The sequence below is a fragment of the Lacisediminihabitans sp. genome (assembly GCF_036569425.1).
Taxonomy (GTDB): Bacteria; Actinomycetota; Actinomycetes; order Actinomycetales; family Microbacteriaceae; genus Lacisediminihabitans.
On the sequence record NZ_DATCQQ010000060.1, the window covers coordinates 15933 to 34539 of the forward strand.

An 18607-nucleotide genomic window follows, 5' to 3' on the forward strand; every position below is an offset into this window, starting at 1 on the left:
GACCCGCTGGACACCAATCAGTGGCTCGTAGTCGGGCTCGGCAACCCCGGGCCCGACTACGCGAGCAATCGACACAACGTCGGCCAGATGGTGCTGGCCGAACTCGCGGACCGCGCGAGGGCACCATTCAAGAGTCACAAGACCAATTCGATGGTCGCCGAGGGGCGAACGGGACTCGAGGGGCCGCGGCTGATCCTCGCGAAGCCGAACTCGTTCATGAACCTCTCCGGTGGCCCGGTCGCCGCGCTCCTGCGCTTCTACAAGATCGAACCGGAACGCCTCATCGTCGTGCACGATGAGCTCGACATCCCGTTCGACCGCCTCAAGATCAAGAAGGGCGGCGGCGCCGGCGGCCACAACGGGGTGCGCGACATCATCTCCGCGATCGGCACCGGCGACTTCGTGCGCGTGCGGGTAGGCGTCGGCCGACCCCCCGGCCGCCAGGCCTCTGCCGACTTCGTGTTGCGCGACTTCGGGTCCGCCGAGCGCGCCGCGCTGCCCAACATCCTGACGGATGCCGCGGATGCCGTGGAGTCGATCGCGCGCGACGGCCTCACCCCGGCCCAGTTGCGGTTCCATACCGTCGCGGAGTAACGCCCCCGTCGGTGCCAGGCGGCGCACCGGCCGCGGGTCGTGAACCGGCGCGCGTCGTGAACCGGCCGCGGGTCGTGAACCGGCGCGGGCGCATCATCCGATGAATATTCTGAAAGCGCTTTCCAACCGGGCGCTTCACCCCTAGAGTTGATGAGCGTGCGGAGCGTGACCTCGGCACACATCAAGGGGGATCACCATCGTCGTCAGCCACGATCTGGCCGCCGAGCCCTCCTGGGAGGCCGCCGTCGGGTGGACCCGCCACCAGGTCGAGAGCGGACCGTTGCCGGCGGGGGTGCTCGGCATCGGCTCCTCCCGGGGCATCGAGGCAATCGAGGCGTTCGGGGCATCCGGCGGCAGAGTCGCGCGCGCCGACGACTACTTCGCACTCTTCTCCGTCACCAAGCCCCTCGTGGGGCTCGCCGCGCTGCGCGCGGTGCAGGCCGGTTCGGTCGCCCTCGATGACGCCCTGGACGAGGCCGCGCTGCCCGGCGTGACGCTCGAACACCTCCTCAGCCATCGCTCCGGCCTGGTCGACGTGCCGCTCGACAGTCCGATACCCCTGCGCGACCAGCTGGCCTCGGCCACGGCGGACTACGCGCCTGGCGCGATGTTCCGCTACACGAACCTCGCCTTCGCGGGTGTCGGCGCCATGCTCGAGCGGTCGACCGGGCGAACGGTCCACGAGCACATCGACGACTACCTGGGCCAGGGCGCGGGGATCGGCTTCGATCCGGGTGTCGACCCTCACGACGTGTACGGAACCGATGCCGTCGACCTCGACCTCTCCCGAATGTACGGCCACCGGCATCCGGCCGCCGGCGCCCTCGGCACGGCGGCGGGGCTCGTGGACCTCGGCGGCCGGGTGCTGCGCACGATTCGCGACGGATCGGACGAACTGCTCGACCCGGCCCTCCTGCGCGACATGCTCCTCGCGAGAACGACGGGCCTCGGTGAGCCCGACCCGGCGGCGACGCGCTCCTCGGAGTACGGAGTGAGCTGGAACCTGCGCGAACACTCTCCGGAGCTGGCCAACCGGCAGGTCTTCGGGCACGCGGGCTGGTCGGGCAGCCAATGGTGGATCTATCCGGAGCAGGATGTCGTGCTGGTGCTCCTGACCAATCACCTGCAGGCGGGTGATCTGGGGGTCGACTTCAGCGAGCTCAACAATGCGCTCTTCGCCGGCTGATTCCCGCCCGCCGCAATTCCACAACGCTGTGCTCACCAACGAAAGGCCGGTCGCATGACCACCCCTGACGACACCCTGCTCTATGACCGCCCCGCCCGGGACTGGCTGTCGGCCCTGCCGCTCGGCAACGGGATGCTCGGTTCGATGGTCTTCGGAGGCAGCGACCTGCAGAGGTTCCAGATCAACGACGGCCTGGCCTGGTCCGGGTCGCCGGCGAGCGAGTCGATCGACCCCGTCGACCAGGAAGGATTTGCGGCCACTCTCGCCGAGGTGAGGGCCCAGCTGCTGCGCGGCGAGTACGTCGCGGCCGAGAAGACCGCCACGGGCCTGCAACACCGGCACAGCCAGTCGTTTCTGCCGTTCGGCGAGCTGACGATCGCGGTCGCGCCGCACGGCGACGTCTCCTCGTACTCCCGCTCGCTTGAGCTGGCGACGGGCCTCCACCTGGAGCAGTACCGCGTCGCGGAGAGCAGCGTGACGTGGACGTCGTTCGTCGCCGCGGCCCCGGGCGTGCTCGTGATCCGGATGAACACCGACCTCGCGGCCGGGCTCGACCTCGCCCTCTCGCTCTCGTCGCCCCTGCGGGTGCTGGCCACGGAGTACGGCCCGTCGGGAGCGAGCCTGCGCCTGAAGGCGCCATCGGATGTCTTTCCCCCGCACGACGCGGGAGGGGTCGCCTACTCCGATGACCCTGCCGCATCCGCCCAGGGTGCGCTCGCCGTGCGGTGGGAGCACGACGGAAGCGACGTGGCGGAGGCCGGGGTGCTCGGCGCGCAGGGCGTGCACGCGCTGACGATCTACGTCGGCACCCAGACGACCCTTGCCGCGTTCGGCGCCGTGCCGACCGGTGACGCGGACTCGGCCCTCACAATCGCGCAGGATCGGCTGGCGGTCGCGATGGCGGAGCCGTACGCGCACCTGCTCGATCGTCATCTCCTGAGCCACGGCGAGCTCTTCGGTCGCGTTCGACTGCGGCTCGGCGCCCGGCCGACACCAGGCGAGGAGCCGACACCAACTGAGGAGCCGACACCAAGCGACGCGCTGGCGCCGACGCCCGACGCCGCCCCCGTGCCGACCGATCGGCGCCTGGCGCTGGCCAACGAGCATCCGGACGGCGCGGTCGCCGCGGACCCGGGCCTCGCCGAGCTTCTCTTCAACTATGGCCGATACCTGTTGATCGGCTCGTCGCGACCCGGCGGTGCCCCGGCCAATCTGCAGGGCATCTGGAACGCGGAACTGCCAGCGCCCTGGAGCTCCAATTACACCATCAACATCAACCTTCAGATGAACTACTGGGCCGCGGAGGCGGTCGGCCTCACGGAATGCCTCGAGCCGCTGTTCGACCTGATCGACCTGCTGCGGATGACCGGCACCCGCACCGCGCGCGAACTCTACGGAGCGGGTGGCTGGGCCGCCCACCACAACGCCGACATCTGGGGCTACAGCCGGCCGGTCGGCCACGGAAGGGCGAAGCCGCGGTGGGCGCTCTGGCCGATGGCGAGCCTGTGGTTGGTGCAGCATCTCTGGGATCACCTCGAGTTCGCCTCGCCCGGCGACCCGGCGAGCGACGAGTTCCTGCGTGACCGAGCGTGGCCGGCCATCCGGGGCGCCGCCGAGTTCGGACTCGATTGGCTCGTCGAGCTGCCGGACGGCACCCTCGGCACGGTGCCATCCACGTCGCCGGAGAACGCCTTCCTCGGCAACGGTGAGACGGCGGAGGTCGGGATCTCCTCGACCATGGACCTGACGATGCTGCGGGAGGTCTTCGACCACGTCGCGGTGCTCGGCGAGCGCCTCGGGCTGCAGAGCGACCCGGTCGTCATGCGCGCCGCCGCCGCCCTCCCGCGGATTCCCGGCCCGTCCGTCGGCCGCGGCGGCCAGATTCGCGAGTGGCTCGCCGACGACCCGCAGGTGGAGCCGAACCACCGGCACATGTCCCACCTGTGGTTCCTGCACCCCGGCGCGATTCAGGCCACCCCTGAGCTCAAGCGCGGCGCCTCCGCGTCCCTGGACGCGCGCGGGCGCGAATCCACCGGATGGTCCCTGTCCTGGAAGATCGCGCTGCGCGCCAGGCTCGGCCAGGGCGAGGAGATCGATGAGCTGCTGCGCCTCGTCTTCCGGGACATGACCGTCGACCGGGGCGGGCAGAGCGGCGGCCTCTATCCCAACCTCCTGGCGGCGCATCCGCCCTACCAGATCGACGGCAACTTCGGCTACCTGGCCGGTCTGGTGGAGGCCCTGCAACAGAGCCACGCCGGGGAACTCGAGCTGCTTCCCGCGCTCCCGCCGTCGCTGCCGGATGGCGAGGTCGTCGGCCTTCGTGGTCGAGGTGGAGTCACCACCTCCCTGCGCTGGCGCGACGGTCTGCTCGTGAGCGCCGAGGTGACCTCGGGCTCCGAGCAGACCGTGCGCGTGCGCTACGGCGAGCGGGTGTGGGACCTCACGCTGACCCCCGGGCAACCGCAGCCGGTGCCGCTCGACGCCTGACCGCGGCTACTTCTTCGACTGGTCGTAGGCCTTCTGCTGGATCTGCAGGTAGCGCGTGAGACCGACGCCGTCCAGGCCCTTCTTGTAGTCGTCCCACCCGGTGTCGATGTTCTTCGAGCCGGTGATGAACTGCAGCGAGCTCTGCTGAACGTAGTTCTCGATGTTCGTCTGCAGGGTCGCCACCTCGCTGCCGAGCGACGGGTCGATCCACACCGCCCAGTACGGGTAGATCTGCGCCTTGTCCTCGTGACCGGCGTATAGTTTCGTCGCCTCGTAGAGCCTGCGCTCGTAGCCGGCACTCGAGTACAGGTCGGTCGGGGTGGCCTGGGAGCTGCGGAACGCGGAGGTGTTGTTGTACTGCGCCATCGCACTCCACGAGGTGTTCGTCGGCTTGGAGCCGACGGGAGCCTGAATGACCTTGAGGATCGGCTTGAGCGTGGTGTCGAGCGAGATGTCCGACGCGCCCGGCTTCTCCCAGCCGATACCCTCGCTGCCGAAGTTGCCCTCGATCTGACCCTGGGTGCTGTAGATGTAGTTCATCATCTTGATCGACTGCACCTGCTGCGCCGACGATGCCTTGCTCGTGAGTGCGAAGGTCGCGCCGGGGGTCGACGGAATGTTGTATGCGGTGAAGTTGGCGCCATCCGGCCCGGTCAGCGGGGGCACGGCGTCGTAGTTCTTGTCGCGCCCGTCGGCCTGGCCGGGCGTGACGAAGATGGCCGGATGGAGCACCGAGCCTGAACCGACGATCGTCGCGTCTGCGCTGTCGCCCTGGGCCCTGAGCGCGTCGCCGTTCTGGGTGAACGCGCCCTGGTCGATGAGTCCCTGGTCGTAGAGCGACTTGATGAATTTGAGCCCGGCGCGCCAACCGTCCTTGTTGGCCTGCATGTCGACACGCTGTCCCTTGAGCACGAGGGTGGAGTTGTTGTTTCCGCTCGTTCCCTGCGGGTCGTAGATGAAGGCGTTCATGAGGTACGGGATCACGCTGTCCCGGGTGTCCCCGGTCAGGGGGATCTCGTCCGCCTTTCCGTTGCCGTTGGGGTCCTGGGTCTTGAACGCCTTGAGCACCTTCACCAGGTCCTTCGTGGTCTTCGGCTGCTCGAGTCCCAGCTTCTTCAGCCAGGCCGAGTTCATCCAGAGCTTGTCCTGGTACGAGCAGTGGTAGCAGTCGTTCCACTGCGGCAGGCCGTAGATGTTGCCGTCGGGCGCGGTCGCCATCGCCCGGTACTCGGGAATGGTGTCCAGCGCCTTCTGAATGTTCGGCGCGTACTTCTTGATCAGGCCCTGTAGGGGCCGGAGCACGCCCTGCTTGCCGAGCTTCAGCAGCTCGGGCGGGGTGAACTGGTCCACCCACGGAATAAGCATGTAGGCATCCGGGTAGTCGCCGCTGGCCAGCGAGATCTGACGCTTCTCCTTGGCTGGGCCGCCGTCGAGCGTCGTGGTCTGCCACGTGAAGGTGATGTTGAACTTCTTCGACAGTTCCTTGCTGAAGGCGTTCGTGGCGAGGTTCGTGCCCGGAAACTGGGCGGCGAACACGCTGAGGGTCACTGCCGGGTTGCCCGAGATGTCCGGCACTGCCCCGTCAGCCGTCTTCGTCGAATCGCTCGGTGCGCAGGCCGCGAGCCCGAGCACGAGAGCGCCGATCGCGACGAAGGAGGTGACCGCGCGTCTGTTGCGGCGGAGTAACTTCATTGTCAACTCATTTCTGTGGGGGTGTGCCCGACGCGGCTGCGCCGGTGATGGAGCACGCGGTGGGGGCTAGCCCTTCACCGCGCCGATCATGATTCCCTTGGTGAAGTGGCGGGCGACGAAGGGGTAGATCAAGAGCACGGGAACGCTCGAGACCACGATGAGCGAGTACTTCAGCAGGTCGGCGAGTTGCTGGCGCTGGATGGCGACGCTCGCGTCGATCGCTCCACCGGCCGTCGTGTTGAGGATCAGGATGTTTCGCAGCACCAGTTGCAGCGGATACAGGTCGTCGCTCTTGAGATAGATGAGTGCGTCGAGGTAGGAATTCCACTGCGCGATCGCGTACATCAGGGCCACCACGGCGATGAGCGGTTTGGCCAGCGGGAGCACGACCGACCAGAGAAACCGCAGGTCGGAACTGCCATCCAGCTGGGCCGCCTCGTAGAGCTCGTCGGGGATGGCGGATCGGAAGTAGGTGCGCGCGATGATGACCTGCCACACCCCGATGGCCTGCGGCAGCAGCAATGCCCAGCGGGTGTCGAGCATGCCGAGCGACTGCACGACCAGGTAGGTCGGGATCAGCCCGCCGCTGAACAGCAGCGTGAAGAGGATGATCGTCATGATCGTGTTGCGCCCCCACAGGTTTCTGCGGGAGAGCGGATAGGCGATGGCGATCGTCAGCGTCACGCTGATGAATGTGCCGACGACCGTATAGAACAGGGAGTTGCCGTAGCCCCGCAGGATGGTGGGATCGCTCAGCGCGACCTCGTAGCCGCGGAGGCTGAAGTCCACCGGCCAGAGGGTCACCCTGCCGCCAGAAACCGCCGCCGGACTCGAGAACGAGCTGGCCAGGATGTAGAGCAGAGGCAGCAGCACGATCAGGAGGAAGACCACGAGCAGCAGGTAGATCACGACCAGGAACATCCGGTCTCGCAGCGTCTCTTTGATCTTGTGCGGTGCGGTCTTCTGAGGTGCGGTCTTTTGCGGTGCGGTCTCTTGCGGTGCATGCCGCAGGGCGGAGGTGGTCATGACCACAGCCCTCCGCCGGTCAGGCGCTTCGCGACGAAGTTGACCACGAGCAGCAAACCCAGGTTGATCACCGAGTTGAACAGCCCGATGGCCGTCGCCTGGCTGAAGTCGGCGTTGATCAGGCCGACCTTGTAGACGTACGTGGAGATGATCTCCGACGACCCCAGATTGAGCGGATTCTGCAGGAGGAATGCCTTCTCGAATCCGAGCGCCATGATGTTGCCCACCGCGAGAATGAGGATGATCGTGGCCGTGGGCATGATCCCCGGGATGTCGATGTGGATGATCTTCTGCAACCGGGATGCCCCGTCGACCTTGGCCGCCTCGTAGAGCGAGGTGTCGATCGACGCCAGGGCAGCGAGGTAGATCACCGCGGAGTAGCCGGCCGTCTGCCACACGTCCGTCCACACGAAGATGCTCCGGAAGAAATCCGGATTGCCCAGGAAATCGACCTTGGAGAGGCCGAACGCCCCGAGGGTGCGATTCATTATCCCCAGTTGCGGGGCGAGGATCAGGATTGTCATCGACACCACGACGACGGTGGAGATGAAGTACGGCGCATAAGTGACCAGCTGCACGCTCTTCCTGAACGCGCCGAGCCGGATCTCGTTGAGGGCCAGCGCCAGGATGATGGGAACGGGAAAGCTGGCGATCACGACATAGCCGGAGAGCAACAGGGTGTTGCCGACGAGGGTCCAGAACACCGGGTTGCTGAAGAACGCCTCGAAATTGCGCAGACCGACCCAGTCGCTGCCCCAGATCCCCTTGATCACGTTGTAGTCCTTGAACGCGATCACCGCGTTCGTGAGCGGGATGTACTTGAAGATCACGAAGTAGGCGAGCGGCACAATGACGAGCAGGTAGAGCTGCCAGTGGTGCCGGAGACTCTTGCGCGCCCGGCCGACGCGTTTGGCTGGGGCGGCAACGCGGGCGCGCGACTCGGGGTCGGTGACGGTGCCGGTCGTCGGTGCTTCGACCGACACCGTATTGACCGTCATTGCGTCCGCGGCCGAGCAACCGTTTCATCGGACCAATCTGGCCAATCGGCGAGCTGGTGGCGAGGGGAAGACAGCAGAAAAGGGCACCGAGACATCGTTGACTCCGTAATTTGCGCGCGCTCTATTGGACCGAAGCCGGATGTCGACGAACATATTCGAGCCGAGCACCGCTGATGTCCCAACCTAACGGAAAGCGCTATCTTTTGCATAGGTCAGATCAATTTTATTTCCCTCGTCGGGATCACCGTGGCGCTTGGCGCGCCGCCGCCACCCGAGCAGACTGGGTGGGTGAAGGTTCTCGTTGCCGGGGCTACCGGGGTGATCGGCCGCCCCCTCGTGCGCCACCTCGTTCGGGCGGGGCACGCCGTCGCCGGGCTCACGCGTACGGAGGCCGGGGCCGACCAGCTCGCCGCGCAGGGCGCTCGGGCGATCCGCGCGGACATCCTCGACCTGGGCGCACTCCTCGAGGCGACGGCAGGTCTCTCCGCCGACGCCGTGATCAACGAGGTCACGGCGCTCGCGAGGCCGCCGGCCCGCTACGCCGACATGGAATCGACCAACCGCCTGCGCACCCAGGGCTCCGCCCACCTCCTCGCGCTCGCGAAGCAGGCGGGGGCGACCCGGTTCGTGACCCAGTCCATTGTCTTCGGATACGGCTATCGCGACCACGGCGCTGTGCCGCTCACCGAGGACAGCCCGTTCGGTGTGCCGGCGGGGCTCGGCAGCGACGCGGCGGTCGCGGCCATGGCCGACGCGGAGCGGCAGGTCTTCGAGGCGACGGGCATCGACGGCATCGCGGTGCGCTACGGGCTCCTCTACGGCGGGGACCCGGAGTTCGTTCCGCGACTGCGGTCGCGGTCGCTCCCGGTGGCGTCTGGCAGGCGGGGAACCATCGCGCTCGTCCACGCGGAGGATGCCGCCCTCGGCACTATCGCCGCCCTCGAGCGCGGCGTCGACGGCGCGGCATACAACATCGTCGACGACACCCCGGCGACCTGGCGGGAGTTCATCGAGGAGTCCGCGCGCACCGCGGGCGCGCCGAGGCCGTCCGTGCTGCCCGGTTGGGCGCTGCGCCTGGTGGCGCCGTACGCGGCGGAGTTGCTCACGCGGGTGAACCTGCGCGTCTCCAACGAGAGGGCCTGCGACCAGCTCGGCTGGGCCCCGCGCTATCCGTCCTTTCGCGAGGGCCTTGCGGTTCAGCTGGCCTGACCGGCACCCCGCACCCCGGTCGCTCGCCCGCGCGCCCTCGCCCGCCGAGTCGGGTCATCTGGCCGGTATGGCAGCCCGTATGCGGCCATTTCCCCCGAGTCGAGGTGACGGCGCGAGTCGAGGTGACGGCGCGCGTCGAGGGATGCGCGCGTCGAGGTGACGGCGCGAGTCGAGGATGGGTGGCGGCCTCCACCGGCGGGAAGAGTGTCCGGGGCGGCGCGTAGACTCCTGCGGTGATCCTTCAGGGCTTAAACCGTGCGCTCGCGCGCGCCCGCACGTTCGAAAACGCCCTCTCCTACGCGGCCCGAAGCGCGGACTTCTCCCTCGTCGACGGCCTCCGCGCCCCGCTGCTGGCCGGGCTGCTTGACGCGCGAAAGGGGCCGCAGGCGCTCCTCGCCATCGTCGCGACCGGCCGCGACTCCGAGTCGCTGCGCGGCGCGCTCGCCTGCGTGGCGCCGGACGCCGAAGTGATCGAATTCCCCGCATGGGAGACGCTGCCGCACGAGCGGCTGAGCCCGAGCGCCGAGACCGTCGGCAAGCGCATCCGGGCCCTGCGCCACCTCCAGCGCTGGGAGGCGGCCGTGCAGGCCAACGAGCCGGTAGGCGACCTCATCGTGGTCGCGAGCGTGCGCGCCGCCCTGCAGCCGCTCTCCGACAACCTCACGAGCCTCGAGCCGCTCGAACTGGTGGCCGGCCGGCGCGGCTACAACCTCGCCGACCTGTCCACCCAGCTCGTCGATCTCGCATACTCCCGCGTCGACATGGTCACCCGCCGCGGCGAGTTCGCCGTGCGCGGCGGCATCCTCGACGTGTTCGCGCCGGTCGCCGAGCATCCGTGGCGCGTGGAGTTCTTCGGCGACGAGGTGGAGCAAATCCGCGAGTTCTCGGTGGCCGACCAGCGCTCGCTGCCGGATGCCGTGGCCGTCGTCGAGCTTCCGGCGAGCCGCGAGATGCTCCTGAGCCCCCAGGTGCGCCAACGGGCCAGGGAGATGCAGCACGAGTTCCCGAGCCTCTCGACGATGCTCGCCAAGATCTCGGAGGGAATCCCGGTGGACGGGATGGAGTCGCTCGCCCCCGCCCTCGTCGACCGCCTCGTGCCTCTCACCCACTACCTGCCGAAGGGCGCGGCAATCGCCGTGCTCGCGCCCGAGCGGGTGGCCTCCCGCGCCGTGAGCCTCGTGGAGACGAACCGCGAGTTCCTCGGCGCGGCCTGGAACGCGGCGACCGCGGGGGCGGAGGCGCCGATCGACCTCGACTCCGGCGACTTCCTCAGCATCAACGCCCTCCGCGAGTCGGCCGGCGACCGCGCGTGGTGGACGCTGAGCAGCTTCGACAGCGGGGCGACCGAGCCCGGAGAGGCGACGGCGGCCAGCATCGGCGCCACGAGCGAACTGCGCGACGGCGACCACTACATCCGCATCGACGCCACGACGGTGCCGAGCTTCCAGGGCCGGGCCGACGGCGCCATCGAGTACGTGGGCGAGAGGCTCAGGGACGGCTGGACGGTGGCGGTGGTGGCCCAGGGCGCCGGCCTCGTCGAACGGGCGGCCGAGGCGCTCGGCGAGCACGGCTTCGCCGCCCGGGTGGTGGACGAATTCCCCGCGGCGCCGGAGACCGGCATCGCCTACCTGCTCAAGGCATCCGTCGAGAACGGCTTCGAACTGCCCGAAATCAGGTTCGCGCTGCTGAGCGAGAGCGAGTTCTACGGCCGGGCGGCCGGCTACGACGCCCGGCAGGTGAAGAAGCTCGGCGTGCGCCGCAAGAACGTCGTCGACCCGCTGCAGCTCAAGTCTGGCGACTTCGTCGTGCACGAGACCCACGGCATCGGCAGGTTCGTCGAGCTGGTGCAGCGCGAGGTATCGACCGGCGGCCGCAACCCGGTCAAGAATTCCCGCGAGTACCTGCTCGTGGAGTACGCGCCGTCGAAGCGCGGCTACCCGCCGGACAAGCTCTACGTGCCCACCGACCAGCTCGACCTGCTCACCCGCTACGTCGGGGGCGAGGCGCCGGCGCTCAGCAAGATGGGCGGCGGCGAGTGGGCGGCGGCGAAGGGCAGGGCTCGCAAGGCCGTGCGGGACATCGCCGTGGAACTCGTGAAGCTCTACTCGGCGCGCATGGCGAGCCGGGGCCACGCGTTCCCGCCGGACACCCCATGGCAGCACGAGCTCGAGGACGCGTTCCCGTTCGCGGAGACCCCCGACCAGCTCACCACCATCGACGAGGTGAAGGCCGACATGGAGCGGCCCATCCCGATGGACCGCCTCATCTCCGGCGACGTCGGTTACGGCAAGACCGAGATCGCCGTGCGCGCCGCGTTCAAGGCGGTGCAGGACGGCAAGCAGGTGGTGATGCTCGTGCCGACGACCCTGCTCGTGAAGCAACACATGGAGACCTTCGCCGAGCGGTTCGCCGGCTTCCCGGTGCACCTGCGCGCCCTCAGCCGGTTCCAGACCGACACGGAGTCGAAGGAGACGATCGATGGCATGGCGGATGGCACGGTGGATATCGTGATCGGCACGCACCGCCTGCTCAGCCCCAGCATCCACTTCAAGGATCTCGGGCTCGTCATCATCGACGAGGAGCAGCGCTTCGGGGTGGAGCACAAGGACGCCCTGAAAAAGCTGAAGACCAACGTCGACATCCTCGCGATGAGCGCCACCCCCATCCCGCGCACGCTCGAGATGGCGGTGACCGGCATCCGCGAGATGTCGACGCTCGCCACGCCGCCGGAGGACCGGCACCCGATTCTCACCTTCGTCGGGCCGTACAACGACAAGCAGGTGGGGGCCGCGATCCGCCGCGAGCTGCTGCGCGAGGGGCAGATCTTCTTCGTGCACAATCGTGTCTCCTCGATCAACCGGGTCGCCGCGCAGCTCGCCGAGCTCGTGCCGGAGGCGCGCATCGCCGTGGCGCACGGCCAGCTCCCCGAGGCGGTGCTCGAGCAGGTGATGGTGGACTTCTGGGAGCGCAGGTTCGACGTGCTGGTCTCCACCACGATCATCGAGACCGGCCTCGACATCGCCAACGCGAACACCCTCATCATCGACCGCGCGGACAAGTTCGGACTGTCGCAGCTGCACCAGTTGCGCGGGCGGGTCGGTCGCGGGCGCGAGCGCGCGTACGCCTACTTCCTCTATGACCCCGACAAGCCGCTCGGCGAGGTCGCGCACGACCGACTCGCCACGATCGCGGCCAACAGCGAGCTCGGCGCCGGCATGCAGGTGGCGCTCAAGGACCTCGAGATCCGCGGAGCGGGCAACCTGCTCGGCGGCGAACAGTCCGGCCACATCGCCGGGGTCGGCTTCGACCTCTACCTGCGGATGATCGGCGAGGCCGTCTCCACCTTCCGCGGCGACGTGGCGGAGGGCCAGACAGAGCTGCGTCTCGAACTGCCGGTGGATGCGCACATCCCCGAGGAGTATGTGGAGAGCGAGCGGCTGCGGCTCGAGGCGTACCAGAAGCTGTCGACGGCATCCTCTCCGGCGGCCTCCGTCGATGCGATCGACCACGTGCTCGAGGAGCTCACGGACCGCTATGGCGAGCCGCCCGTGCAGGTGCAGAACCTGATCGCGGTGTCGCGGTTGCGGCGGATGGCCCAGAAGGCCGGACTCAGCGAGGTCGTGACCGCGGGTGGCAACCTCCGCGTGGCGTCGATGGAGCTCGCGGACTCGATCCAGATCCGGCTGCAGCGGATGTTCCCCGGGGCGCGGTACTTCGCCCAGACGCACTCGGTCTCGGTGCCGCTCCCGGTGCGGCAGGGCATCCCGCTCGCCGACGCTGACCTCATCGAGTGGACCGGCCAGCTGCTCGTCGCCATCTTCGGCGCCGAGCTGAAGGTGGAGCCGACGACCGTTTAGCGGAGACTACCCGTTCGGAAGGATCACACCGCCAGACGGGATCGTCACCTCGCCGCAGGTCACGGCACTGGCGGTCGCGACGATCGGGTCGGTGCTCGGCACGTTCGTCGCGACGGCCGTGGTGGCGCCGTTGCTCGCGATCGTGCCGGCCCCATTCAGCGTGATCACGGTCTGCTTCACGGTCGAGGTGCCGTTGGCCGTGACCGCCTGGTAGCCGACGAGTTCGAGGCTGCCGTCCACCGGGATGCAGCCGACGCCGGTGCCGTTTCCGCGCAGGTTCTGCAGGTCGAAGGTGTACGGCTTCCCCTGGCTGTCGGTGGGCTCCACGAAGGCGCAGTTCACGATGGTGTGCAGGTACGCACCCCGGCCGTCGCTCAGCAGCGAGATCACGCGTGTCGGTGTCAGACGGGCGACGAACCCTCCGCGCGGGACGGGGGATGCGGAATTCACGTCATACGAGAAGGTCGCTCCGGACGCGGTGGTGACCCCGAATCGCGTCACCGTGTCGATCTGCGCGATCCACTCGGTGTCGGGGCTGCCGTCCCCGTCGACATCGATGGTGGAGGCCGTCACCGCGTTCGCCGGAGCAGTGGTGCCCGGAGTGGGCGGGCATCCCTTTGCGGGCGTGGCGGACGGCGTCGCGGGCGGCGTGCTGAGCGAGGGGGACGGTGATCTCGATGGGCTCGTCGGCGTGCCGATGCAGCCGGAAAGCGCGAGGGCGAGCGCGGCTCCCGTGACGAGTATGCGAAAGCTCCGGCGCATGGTTCCACGGTAGCCATGATGCGCGGCTGAGAGGTGGGCGGGTTTATCGAGTGTCACGGGGCTCCGGCGTTCACGCGCGCAGCGCGAGCGCGAAGGGCAGCACCCCGGGTGCGCCGGCCTGGCGCAGCAACCGGGAGGCGACCGTGACGGTCCAGCGGCTGTCGGCGAGGTCGTCCACGAGCAGCACCGGTCCGGTCAGGGTGCCGAGCGCGGCGGAGACCGCCGGGCTCACCGCGAAGCCGTTCCACACCCCGCCCAGCCGGTATGCACTGTTGCCCCCCGGGCCGCCGGTCGGGCCGCCGCCGGCGAGTTCGAGCGAGCCGAGGTACGGGAGACGTCCGGCGTCGGCGAGCCCGTTGGCGACCGAGGCGATGAGCTGCGGACGGGAGCGGGACGGCACGGAGACGACCGCGCTCGGGCGCTCCTCCCATGGCCATTCGCCGAGCACGCGCACGCACGCGGCGAGGAGCGCGGCGCTCGCCGGGCCGTCGACGGCGTTCGGCGCGAAGATCGCGCGCAGCGTGCCGCCCCAGCCGAGGTCGGTGAGGCGGGCGAGGGCGCGGCCCTCAAGCATCCGCTCGCCCACCGCGATCTTGCCCTTCGCCGGCACCCCCACCCGGTCGGCGCCGGTCGGCCACTGCGCGCGGGGTTCGAGGGGCACGCCCACCCGGTCGAGGCTCGAACTCGCGGTCGCGGCGGCGGCATCCAGCACGTCGGCCGGGTACCAGGCGCCGGCGCAGTTGTCGCAGCGGCCGCAGGGCGCGGCCGTGTCGTCGTCGAGGGACGTCTGCAGGTACTCCATGCGGCATCCGTCGGTGCGCTCGTATTCGATCATGTGCTGCTGTTCGGCCACCCGCTCCGCGGCGATGCGCTCGTAGCGGTCGCTGTCGTAGGCCCACGGCCGCCCGGTGGCGACCCAGCCGCCCTGCACGCGGCGCACCACGCCGTCCACGTCGAGCACCTTGAGCAGCAGTTCGAGGGGCGTGCGCCGGATGTCCACCCGCGACTCGAGGGCCGGTGTCGACAGCGGTCCGTCGTGGGCGTCGAGCGCGTCGAGCACGGCCGTCGCTCGCGCCTCGCTCGGCATGGAGGCGGTGGCGAAGTATGTCCAGATCGCCTCGTCCTCCACGCCCGGCAGCAGCAGCACGTCGGCGTTCTCGGTGGCGCGGCCGGCGCGGCCCACCTGCTGGTAGTAGGCCACGGGGGAGGAGGGCGCGCCGAGGTGCAGTACGAAGCCGAGGTCCGGCTTGTCGAATCCCATGCCGAGGGCGCTCGTGGCCACGAGCGCCTTCACCTCGTTGGCTTTGAGCATCCGCTCGGACTCCTCCCGCTCGCCCGTGTCGGTCTGGCCCGTGTATGCACGCACGTTGTGGCCGGCGTCCCGCAGCAGGCGAGCGGTGTCTTCGGCGCCCGCCACCGTGAGGGAGTAGATGATGCCGCTTCCCGGCAGCTCGGCGAGGTGGCTCAGCAGCCAGCCGAGACGGGTGCGGGCATCCGGAAGTCGCAGCACTCCCAGGCGCAGGGATGCCCGGGCGAGCGGGCCGCGGATCGTGAGAACTTCTCCACCGATTGAACCACCCTCGCCGGCTCGGTCGGCGCTGGGGTCGCGCAATCGCTGGCGCGATTGCCCAAGCTCCACCGTGCCCAGCTGCTCCGCCACATCCTGAACCACACGCGAGTTGGCCGTCGCCGTCGTGGCGAGCACCGGAACGCCGGCCGGCATCTCGGCGATGAGGTCGCGCAGGCGCCGGTAGTCGGGCCGAAAGTCGTGGCCCCAGTCGGAGATGCAGTGCGCCTCGTCCACCACGAGCATGCCGACTCGGCGCACGAGCTCGGGCAGCTGCGTCTCGCGGAACGACGGGTTGTTGAGCCTCTCCGGCGACACGAGAAGCACGTCCACCTCGTCGTTCGCGAGTTGCTGCCGCACGTCGTCCCACTCGTGCGCGTTCGTGGAGTTGATGGCCACCGCTCGCACTCCGGCCCGTTCGGCGGCGGCGATCTGGTCGCGCATCAGTGCGAGCAGGGGCGACACGAGGATTGTCGGCCCAGCGCCCTGTCGGCGAAGCAGGAGCGTCGCCACGAAGTACACCGCGGACTTGCCCCACCCCGTGCGCTGCACGACGAGCGCGCGCCGCCGGTCGTCCACGAGCGCGCTGATCGCCTCGAACTGCCCCTCGTGAAAGTCGGCGTCGTCGCGCCCCACGAGGGTGCGCAGAATCTGGGCGGCGGATGCGCGGGTGTCGGTGTCTGTCACGCCCTCAGCTTGTCAGGTGCGGATGACGGTGGGGTGTGGGGGTATCGAATGCGGGTCTGATATTGCTCATAGTCGTCCTTCACGCCACGGACCGTGCTTGGGCGGCTTGAGGCGATCGCGCCTTTTGTCGCTTACTCCTTAGCTCCGGAGATCGAATCGCTCCATGAGGCATCAACATGCTGCATGGGATTGAGTCTGTCTGGAAATGAAGCATGCAGAGGGAGCCGGTCCGTCCTCCCGAATTTGAACGTCCACTTTCCTGTGGGCGAAAACAGGCAGGCAGCGACAACGTCAAAATTAGAGGTCGTGTTAACGCCGACTGAAAACAGGGCCACTTCTGCCATCTGAAAACAGGGCCACTGTCGTGTGGTTCTAGTGTGCCTCAGTTGAGGCGGGGTGGTGGCCTTTGAGCCGGTAGCTGGTGCCTTTGAGGTTGATGACGTCGGCATGGTGGACGATGCGGTCGATCATCGCGGAGGCGATGGTCAGGTCGCCGAAGACGTCACCCCAGCGGGCGAAGGGCAGGTTGCTGGTCATGATCAGCGACGCGTGTTCGTAGCGGGAGGAGACGAGTTGGAAGAACAGGTTCGCGGCGTCTTGGTCGAAGGGTATGTAGCCGACCTCGTCGACGATCAGCAGGCTGTAACGCCGTAGCTTGGCCAGTTCGGCCGGTAGTTTTCCTCTTGAATGGGCTTCTTGGAGCCGGGCCACCCACCCGGTCGCGGTGTCGAACAGGACCCGGTGGCCGGCCTTCGCCGCTTTGATTCCGATGCCGACCGCGAGGTGGGTTTTCCCAGTCCCGGGAGGTCCGAGGAGCACAATGTTTTTGCCTTCGGTGAGGAACACGCTGGTGCCCAGGTGGGCGATCAGGTTCCGGTCGGCGGAAGGTTGGTGGTCGAAGTTGAAGTCCTCCAGCGCCTTGTATCCGGGGAACCGAGCGGCCTTGATCCGCAGGCCCGCCCCCGACGCTTCCCGTTCGGAAACCTCTTTCGAGAGGACCGCGGCAAGGTATTCCTCATGGGACCAGCCCGCGTCACGGGCCTGGTCGCCGAGACGACGGAACGCGTCGGCGATGCGGGGTGCGCGCAGGGCGCGGGCGTAGTACTCGATCTGCGACGCCGCCTCGCCCGTCGTGGGCCCGGTCACGACGCGACCGCCAAAGCCACCGGCGCAGCGAGCGACGGGACGAGTGCCCTGTCGCGGTCGAGGGCCGGGTCGACGCCGAACAACTCGTCGTAGTGGGATAGCGATGCCAGTTCGACGACTGCAGCAACCGGGGACCTTCGCCGGTGTTGGGCCTGGAACTGGGACCGCAACTCCGCAGCCCTCACCACATGGTCCGGGTCGGTGACGGTCAGCTGCCTCGCCCACCGGCGCCGGTGCTCGGCGATCAGGATCCCGTCGTGGTGGACGGTCACTGTGTTTAAGGATGCGGTGACGTCGACGAGACGGCCGATCATGGCCGGGTCGACGGAGTAGTCGTTGCTGAACGCGCGGACGTAGTAGTCCCTGGGCAAACGGACGCTATTGCGGAACATCACCTCCGGTGCCACCGGCGGCAGGGCCCGCATCGCCGCCCGATCGGCGGCCACGAGCTCGCCCGGGCGTCCGCGCCGAGAGCGTGACATGCGGGCGTTCGCAGTCGGCAGCCACCCCGCCAGTTGGGTGTTGAAGTCGTCCGGGGAGGCGAACACCCGCCCCGGCATGAAGCGGCTGCGGAAGAACCGGTTCATCCGCTCCACCCCACCCTTCGACTCCGGATCGCGTGCTTTCAGCAGCTTGATCTCGGTGCCCAACGTCCCGGCGAACGCCGCCGCGGGGTCGGTGAGACGGCCTCGGCCGATGCCGGTCTCGTTGTCCCACGTCAATCGGGCCGGCACCGCGCCGGCCTCGACGATCAGGCGCCACATCCCGCCGAGCAGACCCGACGTCGTCCGCGACGGCAACATCCGCGCCTGCAGGAACCCCGAGTTCGTCGAGGTCATCACCAGCACCGGCGGGGCCGCCTGCTGGCCGTCCCCGAGCGGCAGGTCCTCGTGGGGGAACCACAAGTCGCACTGCACCTGGAACCCCGGCGCGTGCACCAGCCGGTCCGCCGGATCCGGAACCGCATAGTCGGGGCGCACCTCGGCGACCTTCGCGCGGAACAGCGACGGGGAACCGGCCCAGCCGACACGCTCGGCGATCGTCGCGGCCGGCATCGTCGGCGTCGCCGCCAACAACCTCCGCACGTCGGCCGCGAACGTGTCGAAGCTCGACCCCGTAGGCGCCCGCTGATACGTCGGCTCGCGGTCCTCGGCCAACGCCCGATCGACCGTCCCCCGCGACACCCCAGCCAGTCGCGCTATCTCCCGCTTCGAAACCCCGGTCGAGAACAGGTGGCGTATCTTCGCCCAATCATCCAATTTGATCACCTTCCATAATGGTTGGTGGCCCTATTTTCAGTTGGCGTTAATGGCCCTGTTTTCAGTCGGCGTTAACATGGGACGTTACTTGAATTCACGAACAGAGGTGAAGCGACTTCGCGACCTCTGTCGTCGAG

At 68.5% G+C, this 18607-nt stretch carries 12 protein-coding genes; 5 read left to right on the forward strand and 7 right to left on the reverse strand.

Annotation, left to right across the window (positions count from 1 at the left end; genetic code table 11):
* Positions 1–6 precede the first annotated feature (6 nt).
* The 3 genes from pth to VIM54_RS10115 all read left to right on the forward strand — a co-directional run bounded on the left by pth (position 7) and on the right by VIM54_RS10115 (position 4267).
* Complete coding sequence (gene pth / locus VIM54_RS10105; RefSeq protein WP_331901038.1) at positions 7–594, forward strand: aminoacyl-tRNA hydrolase; 588 nt, start codon at positions 7–9, stop codon at positions 592–594.
* Between the two features lie 280 nt (positions 595–874).
* Positions 875–1780 carry a serine hydrolase domain-containing protein gene (locus VIM54_RS10110; protein WP_331901021.1) on the forward strand — a complete coding sequence of 302 codons (906 nt, stop codon included), beginning with the start codon at positions 875–877 and terminating at the stop codon, positions 1778–1780.
* Positions 1781–1834: 54 nt separating this feature from the next.
* Positions 1835–4267, forward strand: coding sequence for a glycoside hydrolase family 95 protein (locus VIM54_RS10115; protein ID WP_331901022.1), 2433 nt, complete (start codon positions 1835–1837; stop codon positions 4265–4267).
* 6 nt (positions 4268–4273) lie between these two features.
* On the opposite strand, the gene VIM54_RS10120 is transcribed toward VIM54_RS10115, so the two are convergent.
* The 3 genes from VIM54_RS10120 to VIM54_RS10130 all read right to left on the reverse strand — a co-directional run bounded on the left by VIM54_RS10120 (position 4274) and on the right by VIM54_RS10130 (position 7968).
* Positions 4274–5959, reverse strand: a complete 1686-nt coding sequence (locus VIM54_RS10120; RefSeq protein ID WP_331901024.1) for an ABC transporter substrate-binding protein — start codon at positions 5957–5959, stop codon at positions 4274–4276.
* A 66-nt stretch (positions 5960–6025) separates the two neighbouring features.
* Positions 6026–6985, reverse strand: coding sequence for a carbohydrate ABC transporter permease (locus VIM54_RS10125; protein WP_331901025.1), 960 nt, complete (start codon positions 6983–6985; stop codon positions 6026–6028).
* Positions 6982–7968 carry an ABC transporter permease gene (locus tag VIM54_RS10130; RefSeq protein ID WP_331901026.1) on the reverse strand — a complete coding sequence of 329 codons (987 nt, stop codon included), beginning with the start codon at positions 7966–7968 and terminating at the stop codon, positions 6982–6984. Before VIM54_RS10130 ends, VIM54_RS10125 begins: the two co-directional genes overlap by 4 nt.
* A 303-nt stretch (positions 7969–8271) precedes the next feature.
* Between VIM54_RS10130 and VIM54_RS10135 the strand changes: the two genes are divergently transcribed.
* Entirely contained in the window at positions 8272–9192 is a 921-nt protein-coding gene (locus tag VIM54_RS10135) for an NAD(P)-dependent oxidoreductase (protein WP_331901027.1), read from the forward strand.
* Between the two features lie 233 nt (positions 9193–9425).
* Positions 9426–13049, forward strand: a complete 3624-nt coding sequence (mfd, locus tag VIM54_RS10140) for a transcription-repair coupling factor (RefSeq protein ID WP_331901029.1) — start codon at positions 9426–9428, stop codon at positions 13047–13049.
* Positions 13050–13055: 6 nt separating this feature from the next.
* Here mfd and VIM54_RS10145 read toward each other — a convergent pair whose 3' ends face one another.
* From VIM54_RS10145 to istA, 4 genes are all read right to left on the reverse strand, one after another.
* The gene (locus VIM54_RS10145) at positions 13056–13811 is read right to left on the reverse strand and encodes a hypothetical protein (RefSeq protein ID WP_331901031.1); all 756 of its coding nucleotides are present in this window, start codon (positions 13809–13811) and stop codon (positions 13056–13058) included.
* Positions 13812–13881: 70 nt separating this feature from the next.
* Entirely contained in the window at positions 13882–16065 is a 2184-nt protein-coding gene (locus tag VIM54_RS10150; protein WP_331901032.1) for a RecQ family ATP-dependent DNA helicase, read from the reverse strand.
* Positions 16066–16437: 372 nt separating this feature from the next.
* On the reverse strand, positions 16438–17211 hold the full coding sequence (gene istB, locus VIM54_RS10155; RefSeq protein ID WP_331901034.1) for an IS21-like element helper ATPase IstB: 774 nt from the start codon (positions 17209–17211) through the stop codon (positions 16438–16440).
* A complete protein-coding gene (istA, locus tag VIM54_RS10160; protein ID WP_331901036.1) occupies positions 17208–18479 on the reverse strand; it encodes an IS21 family transposase in 1272 nt (423 codons plus the stop codon). Before istA ends, istB begins: the two co-directional genes overlap by 4 nt.
* Between the last annotated feature and the right edge of the window lie 128 nt (positions 18480–18607).